Origin of the sequence: uncultured Jatrophihabitans sp. (genome assembly GCF_964246335.1) — a bacterium.
GTDB lineage: Bacteria > Actinomycetota > Actinomycetes > Mycobacteriales > Jatrophihabitantaceae > Jatrophihabitans.
The window spans coordinates 1-18,009 of record NZ_CAXTQF010000065.1; the positions used below are offsets into that span (position 1 = coordinate 1).

The 18,009-nt window shown below is 71.7% G+C and carries 18 protein-coding genes; 8 read left to right on the top strand and 10 right to left on the bottom strand.

The window, feature by feature from the left end:
* Positions 1 to 661: TrmH family RNA methyltransferase (locus tag ACFFCN_RS15485; protein ID WP_375493056.1), on the top strand; the 661-nt coding region annotated here is incomplete at its 5' end.
* A 69-nt stretch (positions 662 to 730) separates the two neighbouring features.
* Here ACFFCN_RS15485 and ACFFCN_RS15490 read toward each other — a convergent pair.
* Complete coding sequence (locus ACFFCN_RS15490; protein WP_375493058.1) at positions 731 to 1,267, bottom strand: hypothetical protein; 537 nt, start codon at positions 1,265 to 1,267, stop codon at positions 731 to 733.
* 222 nt (positions 1,268 to 1,489) lie between these two features.
* On the opposite strand from ACFFCN_RS15490, the gene ACFFCN_RS15495 reads away from it, so the two are divergent.
* Positions 1,490 to 2,485, top strand: coding sequence for a YncE family protein (locus ACFFCN_RS15495; RefSeq protein ID WP_375493060.1), 996 nt, complete (start codon positions 1,490 to 1,492; stop codon positions 2,483 to 2,485).
* Between the two features lie 19 nt (positions 2,486 to 2,504).
* On the opposite strand, the gene ACFFCN_RS15500 is transcribed toward ACFFCN_RS15495, so the two are convergent.
* The 4 genes from ACFFCN_RS15500 to serC form a co-directional block, all read right to left on the bottom strand.
* Positions 2,505 to 4,340 carry an ABC transporter ATP-binding protein gene (locus ACFFCN_RS15500; protein ID WP_375493062.1) on the bottom strand — a complete coding sequence of 612 codons (1,836 nt, stop codon included), beginning with the start codon at positions 4,338 to 4,340 and terminating at the stop codon, positions 2,505 to 2,507.
* Entirely contained in the window at positions 4,337 to 6,100 is a 1,764-nt protein-coding gene (locus ACFFCN_RS15505) for an ABC transporter ATP-binding protein (RefSeq protein ID WP_375493064.1), read from the bottom strand. The genes ACFFCN_RS15500 and ACFFCN_RS15505 overlap by 4 nt, the downstream gene beginning before the upstream one ends.
* A 128-nt stretch (positions 6,101 to 6,228) precedes the next feature.
* Positions 6,229 to 7,272, bottom strand: coding sequence for a septation protein SepH (sepH, locus tag ACFFCN_RS15510; RefSeq protein ID WP_375493065.1), 1,044 nt, complete (start codon positions 7,270 to 7,272; stop codon positions 6,229 to 6,231).
* Between the two features lie 62 nt (positions 7,273 to 7,334).
* Positions 7,335 to 8,456 carry a phosphoserine transaminase gene (gene serC / locus ACFFCN_RS15515; RefSeq protein ID WP_375493067.1) on the bottom strand — a complete coding sequence of 374 codons (1,122 nt, stop codon included), beginning with the start codon at positions 8,454 to 8,456 and terminating at the stop codon, positions 7,335 to 7,337.
* 74 nt (positions 8,457 to 8,530) lie between these two features.
* Here serC and ACFFCN_RS15520 point away from each other — a divergent pair, with 74 nt between their 5' ends.
* On the top strand, positions 8,531 to 8,929 hold the full coding sequence (locus ACFFCN_RS15520) for a VOC family protein (RefSeq protein ID WP_375493069.1): 399 nt from the start codon (positions 8,531 to 8,533) through the stop codon (positions 8,927 to 8,929).
* A 9-nt stretch (positions 8,930 to 8,938) separates the two neighbouring features.
* On the opposite strand, the gene ACFFCN_RS15525 is transcribed toward ACFFCN_RS15520, so the two are convergent.
* Together ACFFCN_RS15525 and ACFFCN_RS15530 are read right to left on the bottom strand one after the other, a co-directional pair.
* Positions 8,939 to 10,231, bottom strand: a complete 1,293-nt coding sequence (locus ACFFCN_RS15525) for a D-arabinono-1,4-lactone oxidase (RefSeq protein ID WP_375493071.1) — start codon at positions 10,229 to 10,231, stop codon at positions 8,939 to 8,941.
* A 21-nt stretch (positions 10,232 to 10,252) separates the two neighbouring features.
* Positions 10,253 to 11,224 (bottom strand): GlxA family transcriptional regulator, encoded by a 972-nt coding sequence (locus ACFFCN_RS15530; RefSeq protein ID WP_375493073.1) that lies wholly within the window; start codon positions 11,222 to 11,224, stop codon positions 10,253 to 10,255.
* Between the two features lie 89 nt (positions 11,225 to 11,313).
* Between ACFFCN_RS15530 and ACFFCN_RS15535 the strand changes: the two genes are divergently transcribed.
* Together ACFFCN_RS15535 and ACFFCN_RS15540 are read left to right on the top strand one after the other, a co-directional pair.
* Positions 11,314 to 11,451, top strand: a complete 138-nt coding sequence (locus tag ACFFCN_RS15535) for a hypothetical protein (RefSeq protein ID WP_375493075.1) — start codon at positions 11,314 to 11,316, stop codon at positions 11,449 to 11,451.
* Between the two features lie 132 nt (positions 11,452 to 11,583).
* Positions 11,584 to 12,735: an alanine racemase gene (locus ACFFCN_RS15540; protein ID WP_375493077.1), complete on the top strand. Its 1,152-nt coding sequence runs from the start codon at positions 11,584 to 11,586 to the stop codon at positions 12,733 to 12,735.
* Positions 12,736 to 12,745: 10 nt separating this feature from the next.
* On the opposite strand, the gene ACFFCN_RS15545 is transcribed toward ACFFCN_RS15540, so the two are convergent.
* Positions 12,746 to 13,135 (bottom strand): VOC family protein, encoded by a 390-nt coding sequence (locus tag ACFFCN_RS15545; RefSeq protein ID WP_375493079.1) that lies wholly within the window; start codon positions 13,133 to 13,135, stop codon positions 12,746 to 12,748.
* Position 13,136: 1 nt separating this feature from the next.
* A complete protein-coding gene (locus tag ACFFCN_RS15550) occupies positions 13,137 to 14,243 on the bottom strand; it encodes a citrate synthase 2 (RefSeq protein WP_375493080.1) in 1,107 nt (368 codons plus the stop codon).
* A 99-nt stretch (positions 14,244 to 14,342) separates the two neighbouring features.
* On the opposite strand from ACFFCN_RS15550, the gene pdxH reads away from it, so the two are divergent.
* Genes pdxH through ACFFCN_RS15565 form a run of 3 tightly spaced genes read left to right on the top strand, consistent with a single transcriptional unit; the run spans position 14,343 to position 17,224 of the window.
* On the top strand, positions 14,343 to 14,993 hold the full coding sequence (gene pdxH, locus ACFFCN_RS15555; protein ID WP_375493082.1) for a pyridoxamine 5'-phosphate oxidase: 651 nt from the start codon (positions 14,343 to 14,345) through the stop codon (positions 14,991 to 14,993).
* Positions 14,990 to 16,318, top strand: coding sequence for an MFS transporter (locus ACFFCN_RS15560; RefSeq protein WP_375493084.1), 1,329 nt, complete (start codon positions 14,990 to 14,992; stop codon positions 16,316 to 16,318). Before pdxH ends, ACFFCN_RS15560 begins: the two co-directional genes overlap by 4 nt.
* A 9-nt stretch (positions 16,319 to 16,327) precedes the next feature.
* Positions 16,328 to 17,224, top strand: coding sequence for an aldose 1-epimerase family protein (locus ACFFCN_RS15565; protein WP_375493085.1), 897 nt, complete (start codon positions 16,328 to 16,330; stop codon positions 17,222 to 17,224).
* Here the strand turns inward: ACFFCN_RS15565 and ACFFCN_RS15570 are convergent.
* Positions 17,211 to 17,828: a class I SAM-dependent methyltransferase gene (locus tag ACFFCN_RS15570; RefSeq protein ID WP_375493086.1), complete on the bottom strand. Its 618-nt coding sequence runs from the start codon at positions 17,826 to 17,828 to the stop codon at positions 17,211 to 17,213. The genes ACFFCN_RS15565 and ACFFCN_RS15570 overlap by 14 nt on opposite strands.
* Between the last annotated feature and the right edge of the window lie 181 nt (positions 17,829 to 18,009).

Consider the following 18,009-nt stretch of genomic DNA (forward strand, 5'->3'; position numbering starts at 1 on the left):
GCTGCGCACCACCGAGTTCCTCTGGCAGGAGGGGCACACCGCGCACGCCACCGAGCAGGAGGCCCGCGACTACGCCCGGCAGATCCTCCGCGACGTGTACGAGGACTTCGTCGTCGACGTGCTGGCGCTGCCGGTGGTGGTCGGTTTCGGGGGGACCGGCGGGGGGCTGGCCACGGCGTACGGGATCGCGCCGCCGCGGGTCGAGCAGCTGCTCGCCGGCGCGCGGCGCGTCGCGGTGCTGGAATCGCTGAACGACTTCGAGAACCTGGGTGCGCTGTTCCGGAATGCGGCGGCCTTCGGCGTCGACGCCGTACTGCTCGACCCGACGTGCGCGGACCCGCTCTACCGACGCAGCGTGCGGGTGTCGATGGGCCACGTCCTGCACGTGCCGTTCACGGTGCTGCCCGGCCGCTGGCCCGACTCGCTGGCGGCGCTCGCGGAGTTCACGCTGCTCGCCGCCACCCCGGATCGCGCCGCCCCGCCCTTGCGCGACGTTCCGGTACCGGAGCGGTGGGCCGTGCTGTTCGGTGCTGAAGGGCCGGGGTTGACGGACGCCGCGCTGGCCGCCGCGACGCAACGCGTGCGCATCCCGATGCGCGGCGCGGTCGACTCGCTCAATGTCGCGACCGCGGCTGCGGTGTTCTTCGCCCAGCTCACCTGAGCTGCCCGGCACAGCAAACGGCCGCGGAACCCGTGGGTTCCGCGGCCGTCTGCCGCTGCGTGGTGCGGTTTACTTGCCGGTCGCCTTGATGGTGGCGACGCCGATCAGCAGGTTCGGCTTGATGGCCGTGACGCCGAAGGTCTTGTTCAGCAGGCCGGCTGCCGTCGAGGACAGCAGGACTCGCGTACCGGTCAGCGTTGCGACACCGCCCGAGAGGGTCGGGGTCTTCAGCGTGCTGCCGTCGAGCACGAACAGCGGTGCGTTGGCCGCAGCCTGCTTGCCGTTGACGAGCACGTTGCCGGTCAGGCTGGAGTTGTTGCCCGGGTGCACGACGAAGTCGTCGATCGTGACCTTGGTCGAGCCGGCGGTCAGGTTCAGGCCGCTGCCGTTGTGGTCGATCGTGCCCTGCACGTACGGGGTCACGGCACCCTTCTTGTAGATCGTGGCGTTGCCGCCGGTGATCGGGAAGGACGCGACACCCGCGGTCGACACGGTGGCCGTGCCGTACGGCGACGGCGTGACCTTGAGCGACTTGAGCGCGCTCACGAAGCCGGCGTCGAGTGCGACGCTGGTGCTCTGGCCGGTCAGGGTCTTGAACGCACCCACCGGCTTCTTGCTGCTGCTGGACGAGCTGCTGCTGGACGAGCTGCTGCACGCCGCGACGCTCGCTGCCAGCCCCGCGGCCACGACGGCCGCGCCGATCTTCTGATACCCACGCATGGTGATCCTCCTAGTGTGTCGGTCACTAGGGAATTCGTGAGCGGGCGCGAAACGGTTCCATCTGCGCCGGATTCGATCTGTGTCACATGCGGTACGAACACGGTTGTCATGAGACAACTTCGTGTGCTGGCAGGGATTTTCGTAATACTCGCCGCTGTCGCGGGGTGCTCGGGATCCGGCGCACCCGCGAAGGCCCTCCATGCGGCGGAGCCGGCGACCGCACCGCCGCAGACAGCCCGTCCGGCGGGCACCGTCGCCCGCGTCGGCGCGCTGCCGGAGGGCATCGTCTACGACGCCCGCACGCAGCTGGTGGGCGTCGCGGTGCGCGACCCCAACCGCCTGCAACTGCTCGACCCGACGACGCTGCGGGTGCGGCGCAGCGTCGCGCTGCCCGGCTCGGTGCGGCACATGCAACTGGCCGCTGCTGGCGGCCCGGTGCTGGTGCCCGACGAGACCGCGCGCCGATTGCTGCAGGTCGGGTTGCCGTCCGGCGCGATCCTCGCCAGCACGCCGGTCGGAAAACAACCGCATGACGCCTACCGGATCGGTGCGGACGACGTCGTGGGCAACGAGTTCGGCCACTCGCTGTCGATCATCCGCGACGGCCGCGTGATCAAGACCGTCGGTGGGGTTCGACAACCGGGCGGCGTCGTCGCCGACGGCACGCACACCGCAGTGGTGGTCGACGTGCACAACTACACCGTGTCGACCTTCGACCTGACGACGTTCACCCGCACAGCGCTGATCCACGTCGGTAAGGGGCCCACGCACGACGCACCGATCGGCGGCGGCCGGGTGTTGGTCACCGACACCCGGGGCAACGCGGTGCTGGTGGTCGACGTCCACCCGCTGAAGCAGGTCGGGCGGCTGTCGCTGCCGGGCACGCCGTACGGCATCGCGGCCGATCCCACGACGCACACCGTGTGGGTGACGCTGACGAAGCTGAACGAGGTCGTCGGCGTGGACGTCGCGTCGTTGACGCCGAAGGTGATCGCCCGCTACCGCACGGTGCGCCAGCCCAACACGGTGGCGGTCGCGCCGGGTAGCCACACGCTGTGGATCACCGGCACGCACGACGGCGTCGTCCAGCGCATCGCGCGCTGAGCACGCCGGCCCTGCGACCTCAGACCAGCGAGTCGCGCCACGATTCGTGCAGCGCCGCGAACTGACCCTCGCCGGAGTCGATCAATGCGGCCGGCGCGCCGTCCTCGACGATCTCGCCGCGCTCGAGCACGAGCACGCGGTCGGCGATCTCGACGGTCGACAGCCGGTGCGCGATGATCAACGCGGTGCGGCGCGCCAGGACGGTGCGCAGCGCGTGCTGCACCGCGCGCTCGGTCGGCACGTCCAGCGAGGACGTCGCCTCGTCCAGGATCAGCACGGCCGGGTCGGCGAGGAACGCCCGGGCGAAGGCGACCAGCTGGCGCTGACCGGCGGACAGCCGGCCGCCGCGCTTGCGCACATCCGTGTCGTAGCCGTCGGGCAGCGCGGCGATGAAATCGTGTGCGCCGACCGCCTGCGCGGCGGCGACGATCTCGTCGCGGGACGCGTCGAGGCGGCCGAAGCCGATGTTGTCGGCCACCGAACCGGTGAACAGGAAGCCGTCCTGCGTGATCATGACAACCGCGGTGCGCAGCTCGGGATCGGCGATGGCGCGCAGGTCGACACCGTCGAGGGTCACCCGGCCGCGCGTGGGGTCGTAGAAGCGCGAGATGAGCTTCGCGATCGTCGTCTTGCCCGCGCCGGTGGCCCCGACGAGGGCGACGGTCTGCCCGGCCGGCACGTGCAGCTCCAGCCCGGCGAGGACCGGCAGATCCGCGCGGTAGCCGAAGTCGACGTCGTGCAGCGACACGGCGCCGCGTACCGGCGCGGCCACCGGCGTCGGCTCCTGCGGCTCGGCGACCTCCGCCGGCTCGGCGAGCAGGGCGGAGATCTTGTCCAACGCCGCGGTCGCCGACTGCAACGAGTTGTAGAAGACGCCGACGTCCTCCATCGGGTCGTAGAACTGCTGCAGGTAGATCAGGAACGACGCCAGCACGCCGAGCTGCAGGCCGCCGTCGTTGACGCGCAGACCGCCGACGACCAGCACCGCGACGAGCGCGAGATTGCCGACGAGCGTCGTCCCGGGGATGAACCACGCCTGCAGGCGGAACGTCGCCAGGTTCGCGTCGCGGTAGTCGCCGTTGAGGCCGGCGAAGATCGCGTCGTTGCGCTTCTCGCGGCGGAAGGCCTGCACGGCGCGGATGCCGTTCAGGTTCTCGACGATGCTGACGATCATCGTGGCGACGGCCTCGCGGGTGTGTGCGAACGCCACCGCCGCGCGCGGGGAGAACCAGCGGTAGAGCACGACGAGCGGGATCAGCGACGCGAGGGAGAGCACCGCGAGCGGCACGTCGAGCACGAGCAGGACAACGGCGATCGCAGCGCTGTTGAACAGCGCGGTCAGCAGGCCGTCCAGGCCTGCGTCGAGCAGCTCGTTCAGGGTGTCGACGTCGGAGGTCAGCCGGGAGATGACGCGGCCGGAGGTGAACCGCTCGTGGAACGCGACCGACAGCGACTGCACGTGGTCGAAACCGCGCCGGCGCAGGTCGTAGAGCATCGCCTGGCCGATCTGCCCGCTGCGCACGACGAAGATCGAGCGCAGCCAGCCGGACGCGAGGGCGGTGGCCACCAGGACGATCGAGATGACGATCAGCGACGTCCAGTGCCCGTGCAGCGCGTCGGGAAGTGAGTCGTCGATCGCGACGCCGATCAGGAACGGCGCCGCCAGCGCGGCCGCGGTCTGCGTCAGCGCGAGCAGCAGCACGCCGAACACCTCGCGCCGGTGCGGACGGATCAGCTCGGCGAGCAGCGTGCGCCCGGCGGGCCGCAGCCGCAGACCGGCCGCGACGTCATCCGGCCGTGGTGCGTCGTCGTCGGCGCGCCCGCGCCACGCATCGGGGTCGATGGTCTCGGTCATCGCGCGGCCTCGAACTCGGAGCTCTGCGCGAGCAGCCGGCGGTACTCCGGCACGGTGTGCAGCAGCTCGCTGTGCGTGCCGACAGCGGCGATCCGGCCGTCGGCCAGCAGCGCGACACGATCGGCGAGCAGCACGGTGGACGGGCGGTGCGCCACCACCAACGCGGTGGTGCTCGCCAGCACCCGGCGCAGCGCGGCCTCGACCTGCGCCTCGGTGTGCACGTCGAGCGCGGAAAGCGGGTCGTCGAGCACCAACACCCGGGGCCGGCCGAGCACCGCCCGGGCGAGTGCGAGCCGCTGCCGCTGGCCGCCGGACAGCGACAACCCCTGCTCGCCGATCCGGGTGTCCAGCCCGAACGGCAGCTCGTGCACGAAGTCCGCCTGCGCGACCGACACGGCTTCGTCGACATCGGCCTCGCTGATGCCCGCCCGGCCGAGCGTGAGGTTCTCGCGCACGCTGGCCGAGAACAGCGTCGCGTCCTCGAAGGCCGTCGTGACGGCGTGCCGCAGCTGGTCGAGGCGCAGGTCGCGCACGTCGACGCCGCCGATCAGCACCCGGCCGCCGGTGACGTCGTGCAGCCGCGGCACCAGCGAGGTGATCGTCGTCTTGCCCGAGCCGACACCGCCGACCAGGGCCATCGTCTCGCCGGCGCGGATGTCGAGGTCGACACCGCGCAGGACGTCCACATCCGCGTCGGGGTAGCGGAAGCGAACGTCCTCGAAGCGCAGCGTGGTGCCCGACTCCGCGGCCGCGGGCGCCGCGGGATCCAGGATGGTCGGTTCGGTGTCCAGCACCTCGAAGATGCGCCGCGTCGCGCTCGCCGCCTCCTCGGAGAGCGCGAGCAGCCAGCCCAGCGAGATGATCGGCCAGATCAGCCGCAGGTACAGCGTCACGAACGCGACGAACTCGCCGATGCTCAACGTGCCGTGGGCAACCGCGTAGATGCCGCCCGCCGTGACGCCGGCCAGCACGAGCTGCGGATGCCCTTCGAGGCCGGCCCAGAACAGCCCCAGGGTCCGGAACTTGGTCAACTCGGCGTCGCGCACGTTCTGCGCGTCGCCGCTGAACCCGCGCAGCATATGCCGGCGCCGGCCGTAGGACTTGATGACGCGGATGCCGAGTACCGATTCCTCGACGGTCGTAGCGAGGTCGCCGGTGAGGTCCTGCGCGCGGCGCGCGTTGCGGCTGTAGCGCAGCTCGAAACGGCGGGTGAAGACGATCAGCGGGACCATCGCGACGATCACCGCGATGCCCAGCCACGGCTCGATGTGCACGAGCAGCACGAGGACGACGAGCGAGGCGACTGTGTTCGCGAAGATGAACACCGCGGCGAAGCCGACGAAGCGGCGCAGCGTCGACAGATCCGTGGTGATCCGCGAGAGCAGTTGCCCGGACGGCCAGCGGTCGTGGAAGGACACCGGCAGCCGTTGCAGATGGGCGAACAGATCGCGCCGCATGTCGGTCTCGATGCCGAGCGCAGCGGTGGCCATCACCCTGCGTCGCAGGAAGAACAGCACCGCCTCGGCCACGCCCAGGGCGAGCGCGACGGCGGCCAGCGCCCAGATGCCGGCGGCGTCGTGGTGGCGGATCGGACCGTCGACGACGCGGCCGATGACCAGCGGCAGCAGCGACTGCGCCAACATGGCGAAGGTGGCGGTCAGCGTCAGGACGGTGATGGCGCGGCGGTACGGACCGGTCCAGCGACGCAGCCGCAACAGGGTGCGCAGCGCTCCTGCGTCGGGATGTTCGGAGGGCGCCACGTCATTGCACGCTACGTCGCGGCACCGACGTCGGGCGAGTGAGTTTCGCCCAGGGTGATCAGCTGGGTGTGCTCAGTCGGGTGTGCTCAGTCGGGCGTGCTCAGTCGGGCGTGCTCAGTCGGGTGTGCTCAGTCGGACTTGCGGCGCACACCCAGCAGGATGTCGTCCCAGGCCGGGATCCGGGCCCGCTCCGCGCGCTCGGCGTCGGAGTGGCGTTCGCGCAGGCTCGGCGCCGGCGCCAGCGGCTCGCCGGAGAGGGTGAGCGGCAACGGCTGCTCGTCGTACCCGGGCGTCTCGTAGCGCGGCGGCTCGTCCGTCGGCTCCTCGAGCGGCACCTCGTCGATGGCGAATTCCTCGTCCACCGGCTCGTCGGCCCGAACGACCGAGCGCAGCGGCGGCAGGTCGCGCGGGCCCTCGGGCGCGGCCTCCTGGTCGAAGACCTCCTCGACCATCGGCAGCGGCCCGGTGAACGCGTCGGGCATCGGCGGGAAGGACACGACGCCCGGCACGAGCGGCGGGGCCTCGCGCAGCCGGTGGGCGGCCGGCCGCGGCGGCTGCGGTGGGACGACCGGGCGGATCGGGGCGTCGCTGAGCAGGTCGACGGCGGTCTCGTCGGCGGGTGTCACGCTGCGCGACGTGCGGTGGAACACCCATTCGGCGGTGTGCGTGGCCTCGCCGCCGTGCCAGCTGGCGGTCACGACCCACTCGCCGTCCTCACGGCGGCGGGAGTCCCATGCCACCGTCGGCGCGGAGATGCCGTGCGCCTCGAACCGCTGGTCCACGGCCTCGCCGAACAGGACGACCTGGTTCTCGTTGCTGGTGCGCCGGGCCCGCGCGCGGCGCGCCTCGTCGGCGATGCGTGCGCGCCCGGCCATGACCGGCGCGGCGAAGCGCAGGACGCTGTCGATGCTGGCCCCGGCGTCCGCGGCCACCTGCTCCGGCGACTCGCCGCCGCGCACCCGCATCTGGATCTCGCGAGGTTTGGGCAGCTCGCCGTCGGTCGGTGGGGCCGGCGTACGGGCCGGTTGCGCCGCGCGCGGCGGCTGGGGTGCGCTGACCGCCGTGCGCAGCACCGGGTCGAGCGGCAGGGTGAACCGCTCGACGCCGTCATAGGTCTCGACGAGCAGGCTGGAGCCGTCATCGGTCAGGTGGACCAGGCGCAGCTGTCGCATGCGCCGACGATAGGTGGGCGGCCCGCCGTTCGCGGGGAGCACACGCCGCCGTGCACGCCGTGTCAGAGCCGCTCGACGACGTGGTCGATGCAGGCGGTCAGGGCGGAGATGTCGTCGGGGTCGACGGCCGGGTACATGCCGACGCGCAGCTGGTTGCGCCCGAGTGCCCGGTAGGGCTCGGTGTCGACGATGCCGTTGGCCCGCAGCGTCGCGGCCACGGCGAGCGCGTCCACGTCCGCGGCGAAGTCGATGGTGCCGACGACCGGGCTGCGCAGTCCCGCGTCCGCGACGAACGGCGAGGTGTACGGCCGCTGCTCGGCCCAGGCGTAGAGCCGGCGCGCGGACTCGGCGCTGCGCGCGGCCGCGGCGGGCAGGCCACCGGCTTCCAGCAGCCGGTCGAGTTGGTGCGCAAGCAGCCACAGCGACGCGATGGCCGGCGTGTTGTACGTCTGGTCCTTGCGCGAGTTGTCCAGCGCGACCGTGAGGTCGAGCGACGGCGGCATCCACCGCTGGGTGCGCAGGTCGGCGATCCGGGCCAGCGCCGCAGGGGAGCAGACGGCCAGCCACAGCCCCGCCTCGGCGGCGAACGCCTTCTGCGGTGCGAAGTAGTAGACGTCGGTCTGCGCGAGGTCCACCGGGATGGCACCTGCAGCGGAGGTCGCGTCGACGAGCATCACCGCGTCCCCGTCGGCGCCCGGCACCCGCTGCACCGGCAGCGCTACCCCGGTCGACGTCTCGTTCTGCGGCCATGCGTAGGCATCGACCCCCGCAATGGCCGCGGCGGCCGGTGCACCGCCGTACTCCGCGCGGCGGACTTCCGGCTCGGCGAGGAACGGCGCGCCGCCGGTGACCGCGGCGAACTTCGCCGAGAACTCGCCGCACACGAGGTGCTGCGCGCGCTCGCGGATCAGGCCGAACGCGGCGGCGTCCCAGAACGCGGTCGAGCCGCCGTTGCCGAGCAGCACCTCGTAGCCGTCCGGGACGCCCAGCAGGTCGTGCAGGCCGGCGCGGATACGTCCCACGAGTTCGCGCACCGGTGCCTGCCGATGGCTGGTGCCGAGCAGCGAAGTGCCGGTCGCCGCGAGCGCGGCCAGTGACTCGACCGGCACCTTCGACGGTCCGGAACCGAAACGGCCGTCGGCGGGCAGCAGGTGTTGCGGGATCTCCACGGACGGCTGTTGCACCGGTCGATCGTGCCACCGCGGCCCGCGCTAAATTTGCTCGCGGTCGCGCATCCGGCGGCAATACCGTCCTCGTCATGAGCCTGCGCTTCTATTCCGTCGTCGTCGACTGCGCCGACATCGGTGCGCAGGCGCGGTGGTGGGCGCAGGCGCTCGGTTGGACCGTCTGGTTCGAGGAGGAGCGCGAGGCCATGATCGTGCCGCCGCACGCGATCGGCGAGCAGGCCGACAGTGCGCCGGTCATGGAGCAGCCGCCGGTCATCGTGTTCGTGCCGGTGGACGAGACGAAGACGGTCAAGAACCGGCTGCACATCGACCTCGCGCCGCCGCTGGCCGATGACCAGAACGCCGAGGTCGAGCGGCTGATCGCCCTGGGTGCGCGGCGGGTCGACGTCGGTCAGGGTGCGCAGCGCAGCTGGGTGGTGCTCGCCGACCCGGAGGGCAACGAGTTCTGCGTGCTCGACTCCCGCGACTGACGATCGCGGTCAACCGCCGAGCACGCGCTCCAGGTAGGCGTTCGTGAAGATCCGCTGCGGATCCAGCTTGTCGCGCAGCGCGGCGAACTCGTCGAGTCGCGAATAGGTCCCGCGTAGCGACGCCGCGTCCCGGTAGTGGATCTTGCCCCAGTGCGGGCGGCCGTCCACGTCCGCGGCGATGGCCTCGACGGCGCGGAAGTACGGCTCGTACTCCCGGCGCACGTACTGGTGCACCGCGATGTAACCCGAATCGCGGCCGGTGGCGGTGGACAGCCAGATGTCGTCGGCCGCGGCGAAGCGCACCTCGATCGGGAACCCGACCTGCGTGCCGCTGCGTGCGAACCAGCGTTCGATCTCGGCCAGCACCTGCGGGACGGCCGCGCGGGGGACGGCGTACTCCATCTCGCGGAACCGGACAGTGCGCGGCGACGCGAACACGCGGTACGAGCGGTCGATGTAGTCGCGCGCGCCGAGCAACCGGGTGGCGAGCGCGTTGGCGCGCGGGATCAGCTGCGGGCGGCGTGTCGTCACCCGGTTGACGCGGTCGAAGACGGTGTTCGACAGGAACTCGTCGTCCAGCCAGTGCCGCGCGCGGCCCAGTGGGCGCAGCGGCGTGCCGGGCAGCACCCGGTTGTTGCGCTTGGTCAGTACCCGCCGGGTGTGCGGGAACCAGTAGAACTCGAAGTGGTCGTTACCGACGAGCTGCTCGTCCAACGTCGCGAGCGTCTCGTCCAGCGTGCCCGGCGCCTCGGCGGCGGCAAGCGCGTACGCGGGTTCGCACTGCAGGGTCACGGTGGCGAGGACGCCGAGGGCACCGAGGCCGACGCGCGCGGCGGCGAACAGCTCCGGGTTCTCGTCCGCCGAGCACCGGCGCCGCTCACCGTCGCCGGTGATGATCTCCAGCGCGCGTACCTGGGTGGCGATGCCGCCGAGCTTCGCGCCGGTGCCGTGCGTACCGGTGGAGATCGCGCCGCTGATGGTCTGGACGTCGATGTCACCGAGGTTGGTGAGCGCGAGACCCAGCTGCCACAGGGCGTCGTTGAGCGCGTGCAGCGGCGTGCCCGCCAGCACGGTGACGAGGCCGGTCGCGCGGTCGGCGCGGACGATGCCGGACAACCGGTCCAGGCGCAGTTGCACGCCGCCGGTCTCGGCGATCGCGGTGAACGAGTGGCCGGCGCCGATCGGCTTGATCGCCCGGCCGTGCTCGGCGGCGTCGGCGACCGTGCGCACGAGTTCGCGCACCGTCCCGGGCCGGACCGCGGTGACGTCGGCGCTGACCGTGCCGGCCCAGTTCGTCCACACGAGGTGATTGTCCCTGACGGCTCAGGCGGGCTGCTGCTGGAAGGTCCGGCGGTACGCGGTGGGCGTCGTCCCGACGATGCGGGTGAAGTGGTGGCGCAGCATCGCGGCGGTCTGGAACCCGCAGCGCGCCGCGACGGTGTCGATGCCGTCGGTGCCGGACTCCAGCATGCGCCGAGCGAGCAGCACCCGCTGATGGGTCAGCCACAGATGCGGCGTCGTGCCGGTCTCCTGCCGGAATCTGCGGGCGAACGTCCGCGGGCTCATGGCGCTGCGCGCGGCCAGCGCCTCCACGGTGTGTTCCACGTCCAGCTCGTCGGCCAGCTCGTCGAGCAGCGGGGCCAGGGTGTCCGCGGGCCGGGTCCGGATCGGGGCATCGATGAACTGCGCCTGGCCGCCGTCGCGGTGCGGCGGCATTACCATCCGCCGGGCGACGCGCCGCGCGATCTCCTCACCGTGGTCGCGGCGGATCAGGTGCAGGCACAGGTCGAGCCCGGACGCGGTGCCCGCCGAGGTCAGCACCGGGCCGTCGCACACGAACAGCACGTTGGGGTCGATGTCGGCACTCGGATGCCGGCGGTGCAGCTCGGCGGCGTGTCGCCAGTGCGTTGTGCACCGCCGCCCGTCCAGCAGCCCCGCGGCGCCGAGGACGAACGCCCCCGAACACAGGCTCATGACCTCGGCGCCGCGGTCGACCGAGCGGCGGAGCAGCTCGAAGATCGCCTCGAACTCGGGCCCGACGTAGTCCTCGACGGGTCCCTCGGCCGGCGCGACGATCACCAGGTCGGCGTCCTCGGCGTCGTCGAGCAGGTGCTCGACGGTGATGTCGAACCCGCCGCTGGAATGCACGGTGCGGGTGGCCGCGACGACGACGCAGTCGTAGAACGGGATGCCGTCGTCGACGCGGTTGATGCCGAAGCCCTCCCACGCGAGGCCGAGCTCGAACGGTGCGACGCCGGGGACGGCGACAATGGCGACCTTGCGGATCGGCGGCATGGTGGCATCTTCCCAGGTTGGCAGTTTCTCGACGAACAACGACATGAAGTCGCTCGCGGCAGCATATCGTGCGGCGAAGACTTACTGCCATGTTCGCACTCATCGTTCTGGTTCTGCTCATCGTTGCGGGAATCGCCGCCGCCACCGGGCATGTCGCGGACACCCGCGACCCTGGCTTCGGCCTCGGCCCGTTGCTGCGCCCGCACCCGAAGGAGGTGCGGCGATGACCTTCACCGAGTGGCTCGCACTGGCCGTGCCGCGTGCGTGGCACCGCTTCGTGGCCTTCAACCGCACGCAGATCGCGCTGCAGGAGCGGATGCTGTTCGGTCCCCTCGCCGACGCGCCGCTAGCGTGGCGCCATGACGGATCTGGCCGCGCTGACCCGCGCCACGGCGGAGCTCGACCCACCGCTTGCCGCGCTGGACGTGCCGGCGCTGTTCGCTAACGCCGCCGACCTCGTGCGGCGCGCCGGCGGCCGGCCGGTACGGGTGGCGTCGAAGTCCGTGCGGTGTCGCGCCGTCCTCGACTCCGTCCTGGCGCTGCCCGGGTTCGCCGGCGTCATGGGCTACTCGTTGCGGGAGGCCATCTGGCTGGTGCGCTGCGGCGCGCGCGACGTGCTGCTCGGCTACCCGACCGCCGATCGAGCCGCGCTGGCCGAGCTGGCCGCCGACGAGTCGCTCGCGTACGCGATCACGTTGATGGTCGACGACGTCGCACAGCTCGAGCTGATCCGCACGGTGGCGCCCGACGCGCCGTTACGCGTGTGCCTGGACATCGACGCGTCGCTGCGCATCGGCCGCGCGCACCTGGGAGTGCGTCGCTCACCGGTGCGCGACGAGGCCGGCGCGGCGGCGCTGGCCCGGGCCGCGGCGGACCGCGGGTTCCACGTCGTCGGCGTGATGTTCTACGAGGCGCAGATCGCCGGGCTGCCGGACACGTCGCCCGCGGTGCGCCTCGTCAAGCGACGGTCGGCCGCCGAACTCGCGCAGCGCCGGCAGCGGGTGGTGCACGCCGTGGAAAAAACCGTCGGCGCGCTCGAGCTGGTCAACGGCGGCGGCACCGGCAGCCTCGAAGTGACCTCCGCCGATCCCGTCGTGACCGAGGTGACCGCCGGGTCCGGGCTGTTCGTGCCCGGCCTGTTCGACCGCTACCGCGCCTTCGCGCCGCGGCCCTCGCTGTACTTCGCGCTGCCCGTGGTGCGTCGCCCCGCGCCGGGGATCGCCACGCTGTTCGGCGGCGGGTACGCCGCGTCCGGCCCGGCCGGCAAGTCGCGACTACCGCGGATCGTCACCGACGGTCTGGCGCTGCTCGGCACCGAGGGTGCCGGCGAGGTGCAGACACCGGTGCGCGGCCGCGGTGCGCGGGCCTTGCAGGTCGGCGACCGGGTGTGGCTGCGGCACGCGAAGGCCGGCGAACTCGCGGAACGGTTCGACACCGTCCACATGGTCGACGGCGACGTGCTCACGCAGTCGGTGCCGACCTATCGCGGCGAGGGCAGGACCTTCGGCTGACGGCGTCGCCTCACGACGTGTAGAGGCAGAACGGGTGCCCTGCCGGGTCGAGCAGCACCCGCACGTCGTCCTGCGGTTGGACGTCGGCGACGGTCGCGCCGAGACGCACGGCCCGGTCGACTTCGGCGTCGAGATCGGTGACCTCGAAGTCGAGATGCAGCATCATCTGCTGCGCGCCCGGCCGGCTCGGCCAGGTCGGCCGTACGTAGTCCGGGTTGCGTTGGATCGCGATATAGCCGACGCCTTCGCCGGCATCGAGTGCGGCCCAGTCGGCGTCCTGCCGGTGGATCGACCAGCCGCGCAGCTGCGCGTAGAAGCGGGCGAGCACCGCGACGTCCGGCGCGTCGATGACGACGCCCCAGAAATTGTGCCGCGACCAGCGATCGGTTTCCAGGGACACGTCACATGTGCGCGATGTCGGTCCAGCCGTCGACGTCCTCGGGCTTGCGCGGCTCCGGGCCGATGTAACGCGCGGACGGGCGCACCAGCCGGCCGGTCTTCTTCTGCTCCATGATGTGCGCCGACCAGCCGGCCGTGCGGGCACACGTGAACATTGCCGGCATCATGTGCGGCGGCACCTCGGCGAAGTCCAGGATGACCGCCGCCCAGAATTCGACGTTGGTCTCGATCGGCCGGTCCGGACGGCGCTCGCGCAGCTCTTCGAGGGCGGCCTGCTCCAGCGCCTCGGCGGCGTCGTAGCGCTTCGCGCCCAGCTCCTTGCAGGTGCGGCGCAGCACGCGGGCGCGCGGGTCCTCGGCGCGGTACACGCGGTGCCCGAAGCCCATCAGGCGGTCGTGCCGGTCGAGGATGTCGGTGACGACCTTCTTCGCGTCGCCGGTCTTCTCGACCTGCTCGATCATCGGCAGCACGCGGGCCGGCGCGCCGCCGTGCAGCGGGCCGCTCATCGCGCCGATCGCGCCGGACATCGCGGCGGCCACGTCCGCGCCCGTCGAGGCGATCACGCGGGCGGTGAACGTCGAGGCGTTCATGCCGTGCTCGGCGGCGGAGACGAAGTAGGCGTCGACCGCCTTGGTGTGCGCCGGGTCCGGCTCGCCGCGCCAGCGCGTCATGAACCGCTCGATGATCGTCTCGCTCTGGTCGATGCGCGACTGCGGCACCGCCGGCGTGGACAGCCCACGCGCCGACTGCGCGGCGTAGGACAACGCCATGACCGCGGCGCGGGCGAGCTGCTCGCGGGCCTCCTCGTCGCTGATGTCCAGCAGCGCGCGGTAACCCCAGACGGGGGCGAGCATCGCGAGCGCGGCCTGTACGTCCACGCGCACATCACCGGTGTGCACCGGAATGGGGAACGGCTCGGCGGGCGGCAGCCCCGGCCCGAACTTGCCGTCGACGAGCAGCGCCCACACGTTGCCGAACGTCACGTGCCCGGCGAGGTCCTCGATGTCCACCCCGCGGTAGCGCAGCGCACCGCCGTCCTTGTCGGGCTCGGCGATCTCGGTCTCGAATGCGATGACGCCTTCGAGTCCCGGGCTGTAGTCGGCAGGCATGAACGGGCTCCGATCGGTTTGCAGCAGGCACTGCTCAGTGCCGTGCGCCCCATTCTGCCCACATCCGCCACGAGCCGTCCCGAGCAGGTGCGAGGATGAATGACGATGACCGATCCAGCGGGGCTTCGGCGGGTGTACGAGCGCGGCACGCTCGACGAAGCCGACGTCGGCACCGCGTGGTTCCCGCTGCTGCACGAGTGGTTCGAGACCGCCGCCGCCGATCCGCAGGTGCTCGAACCCAACGCCGTCCAGCTCGCCACCGTCGACGCCACCGGGGCGCCGTCCGTGCGCACCGTGCTCGCCAAGGGCATCGACGAGCGCGGCGTCGTCTTCTACACCAACTACGCGTCCGCGAAGGCGCGTGATCTCGAGGCCGAACCGCGCGCGGCGATCGCGTTCGTCTGGCTCGCGCAGCAGCGGCAGGTGCGGATCACCGGTTCGGTCACGAAGGTCTCGCGAGAGCGCACCGAGGAGTACTTCGCGTCGCGGCCGCGCGAGTCGCAACTCGGCGCATGGGCCTCGCCGCAGTCGCAGGTGGTCGGCTCGCGCGCGGTGCTCGACGAGCAGCTGGCCGAGGTGTCACGGCGCTTCGCCGACGACGCTGCCGTGCCCGCGCCGCCGAACTGGGGCGGCTACCTGCTCGAGCCGGACGCGGTGGAGTTCTGGCAGGGCCGCACCGGACGGTTGCACGACCGCATCCGGCTGCGCCGTGCCAACGAGACCTGGGTCCGCGAGCGGTTGGCTCCGTGACGGATCAACTGGCGTCCGACCAGCCCGACCAGGAACAGGCACCGGAGCAGGCGCGCAGTCTGCGGTCGTTGCTGCAGCGGGCTGCGGTCGACACTCGACCCCTGAAGATCGCGCCGATGCGTCGGCTGCTGATCGGCCAGGGCACGTCGTTCATCGGCGCGCAGCTGACGCAGGTCGCGGTGCCCGTCGAGGTGTACGCGATCTCGCACTCGTCGCTGTACGTCGGCTTCGTGGGCCTGACCGGCCTGGTGCCGATCGTGGTGTTCGGCCTCTACGGCGGCGCGATCGCCGATGCCATCGACCGGCGCACGCTGTACTTCTGGGCCTCGATCGTCTCGTGGGCGATGACGTTGGGCCTGCTCCTGCAATCGCTGGCCGGACTCAACGACGTGTGGACCATCCTGGCGTTGAACGCGGTGCAGTCCGGCGCATTCGCGATCGCCTCGTCCGCTCGCGGCGCGATCATCCCGCGGCTCGTCGACACCGAGCTCGTGCCCGCGGCCAACACGCTGAACTACACGCTCGGCCAGGTCGGTCAGGTGCTCGGCCCGCTCATCGCCGGCGTGCTGGTCGCGCGATCGCACGGCTTCGCCTACGCCTACGCCATCGACGGCGTCCTGTTCACCACGGCGCTCTACTCGGCGCTGCGGCTGCCGTCCATCCCGCCGGACCACTCCGGCCGCAAGCTGGGGCTGCGCTCGGTCGTCGAGGGGCTCGCGTTCATCGGGACGCGGTCGGTGCTGCTGATGTCCTTCCTCGTCGACATCTGCGCGATGGTGCTCGCGATGCCGCGCGCGTTGTTCCCCGCCGTCTCCGACAGCCGCTTCGGTGGGCACGACGTCGGCTGGCTGTACGCGGCCATCGCGATCGGCTCGCTGATCGCCGGATTGTCCGGTGGCTGGATCGGCCGGGTGCGGCGGCAGGGTCGGGCGCTGACGTTCGCCGTCGTCGGCTGGGGTGTCGCCGTTGCGGTGAGCGGTTTCGCGCACCAGCTCTGGCTCGTCGTCGGACTACTTGCGCTCGCCGGCGCGGCCGACCTCGTCAGTGCGGTCTACCGGCAGACCATCCTGCAGACCTACGCGCCGGACGAGATGCGTGGGCGCATGCAGGGTGTGTTCATCGCGGTCGTCGCCGGCGGCCCGCGCCTCGGTGACCTGCGGGCCGGCGCTACCGCCTCGGTGAGCTCGACGACGATCGCCTGGGTCGGCGGCGGCATCGCCTGCGCGCTGGTCGTCGCCGTCGCCGCGCCGCTGGTGCGCGACTTCTGGCGCTACGACACCCGGACCGCCGTTCCCGCCGAGCCGGAGCAGGCCGCGGAGGAATAGCGTCACGCCATGCCCCTCAGCGGAGAGCAGTTCTCGATCTCGGCCGGTGCGCACGCGGCCACCATCGCCGCCGTCGGCGCCGGGCTGCGCACGTACACCGTCGACGGTGCCGACGTCACCTGCAGCTACGCCGCCGACGCGCTCGCACCGAAGTGCTGCGGCACGACGCTCGTGCCGTGGCCGAATCGCATCCGTCAGGGCCGGTACGTGTTCGACGGCGACGAGCTGCAGTTGGCGCTGACCGAGCCCGCCGCCGGCAACGCCATCCACGGCTTGGGCCGATGGGCGCGGTGGTCACCCGTGTCGCACACCGAGTCCGCCGTGACGCTGCGCCTCGACGTCGTGCCGCAGAACGGTTACCCCTTCGACGTGCAGGTCGACGTCACGTACGCCCTCGACGCCGACACCGGTCTGCGGGTGACGCCCGAGGCGCGCAACACGGGGTCGACCGCTGCCCCGTTCGGTGCCGGCGCCCACCCTTACCTGTCGACCCGCGGCCACCGCCTCGACGACGTCGTCGTGCGGTTGCCGGCGCGCGAGCAGTTCGTCGTGGACGACGCGCAGATCCCGACCGGCGTGCAACCGGTCGAGGGCACCGAGTACGACCTGCGTTCCGGTCGGGAATTGGGCACGTTGCGCATGGACGCCGGCTTCACCGGGCTCGAGTTCGTGGACGGGCTCGGCACCGCGGAGCTGCGCGCCCCGGACGGCGGCGCGCGGCTGTGGTTCGAACCGGACTTCGGCTACCTGCAGGTGTTCACCCGCGAGAACCTGACGCCCGGCCAGCACGGTGTCGCGATCGAGCCGATGACCTGCGCGCCGGACGCGTTCAATTCACGAGACGGTCTGATCGTCCTAGGGCCCGGTCAGGAGTGGTCCGCCAGCTGGGGCATCACGCCGACCTAGCCGACGCCAGCACGAACAGCCACTCGTCGGTGCGGCCGGGCACTTGCTCGACCGAGATCGGCTGCCACCCGGCGGTCTTGAGCGCCTCGGTCAGCTGCGGCGCGGGCCAGAACGTGAAGTGGCGTGGTCGGTCGAGCTTGGCGGTGCTCCACTCAGCCCCGTCGCCCTCTTTCATCGTCATCGCGAGCACACCGCCGGCTCGAACGGCCCGGTGTGCGACGCGCAGCGCCTGTGTCAGCTGCGTGCGGCTCAGGTGCAGCAAGACAGCGCTGGCGAGTATGGCGTCGTATGGGCCGCCGAAGTCCTCGGCGCGCGCGTCGAGCACGCGTGCCTCGTGTCCCGCAGCCCGCAGGCGGGCGACGAATGCAGGCGTCGCATCGGTGCGGTCGACCTGCAAGCCGCGTCGTTCCACATATTCGGCGTCCCAACCCGCACCGCTGCCCAGCTCCAGCACGCGACCCTCGCCGACCAATCCTGCGAACCGATCGAGAAATTCCGCGAGCGCGCGGGAGCGCTGCGACGGCGAGAGGCTCGCGGCAACGTAGTCGTCAACCCCGTGCTCGTAACTGTCGATGGTGGCCTCGGCCGGGTCTTGGCTGCCCACCCGCCGATCATCGCAGGCGAGATCACTTGAAACTCAGAACGGCGCTGCTTCTGGTGGTGGTCGGGTCCAGGTGGTGCCGACGGGATTGGTCCAGCGGGTGGTGCCGTCGCGGTCGCGGCGTAGTTGCCAGTGGCCGTCGTGTTTGAGGTGGTGGTGTCGGGCGCATAGGCAGATGAGGTTG

Bases quoted from the DNA above. Each gene is read 5' to 3' on its own strand.
- ACFFCN_RS15495 (WP_375493060.1), top strand. From the start codon at position 1,490: ATGAGACAACTTCGTGTGCTGGCAGGGATTTTCGTAATACTCGCCGCT.
- ACFFCN_RS15500 (WP_375493062.1), bottom strand. From the start codon at position 4,340: ATGACCGAGACCATCGACCCCGATGCGTGGCGCGGGCGCGCCGACGAC.
- sepH (WP_375493065.1), bottom strand. From the start codon at position 7,272: ATGCGACAGCTGCGCCTGGTCCACCTGACCGATGACGGCTCCAGCCTG.
- ACFFCN_RS15520 (WP_375493069.1), top strand. From the start codon at position 8,531: ATGAGCCTGCGCTTCTATTCCGTCGTCGTCGACTGCGCCGACATCGGT.
- ACFFCN_RS15530 (WP_375493073.1), bottom strand. From the start codon at position 11,224: ATGCCGCCGATCCGCAAGGTCGCCATTGTCGCCGTCCCCGGCGTCGCA.
- ACFFCN_RS15535 (WP_375493075.1), top strand. From the start codon at position 11,314: ATGTTCGCACTCATCGTTCTGGTTCTGCTCATCGTTGCGGGAATCGCC.
- ACFFCN_RS15540 (WP_375493077.1), top strand. From the start codon at position 11,584: ATGACGGATCTGGCCGCGCTGACCCGCGCCACGGCGGAGCTCGACCCA.
- ACFFCN_RS15550 (WP_375493080.1), bottom strand. From the start codon at position 14,243: ATGCCTGCCGACTACAGCCCGGGACTCGAAGGCGTCATCGCATTCGAG.
- pdxH (WP_375493082.1), top strand. From the start codon at position 14,343: ATGACGATGACCGATCCAGCGGGGCTTCGGCGGGTGTACGAGCGCGGC.
- ACFFCN_RS15565 (WP_375493085.1), top strand. From the start codon at position 16,328: ATGCCCCTCAGCGGAGAGCAGTTCTCGATCTCGGCCGGTGCGCACGCG.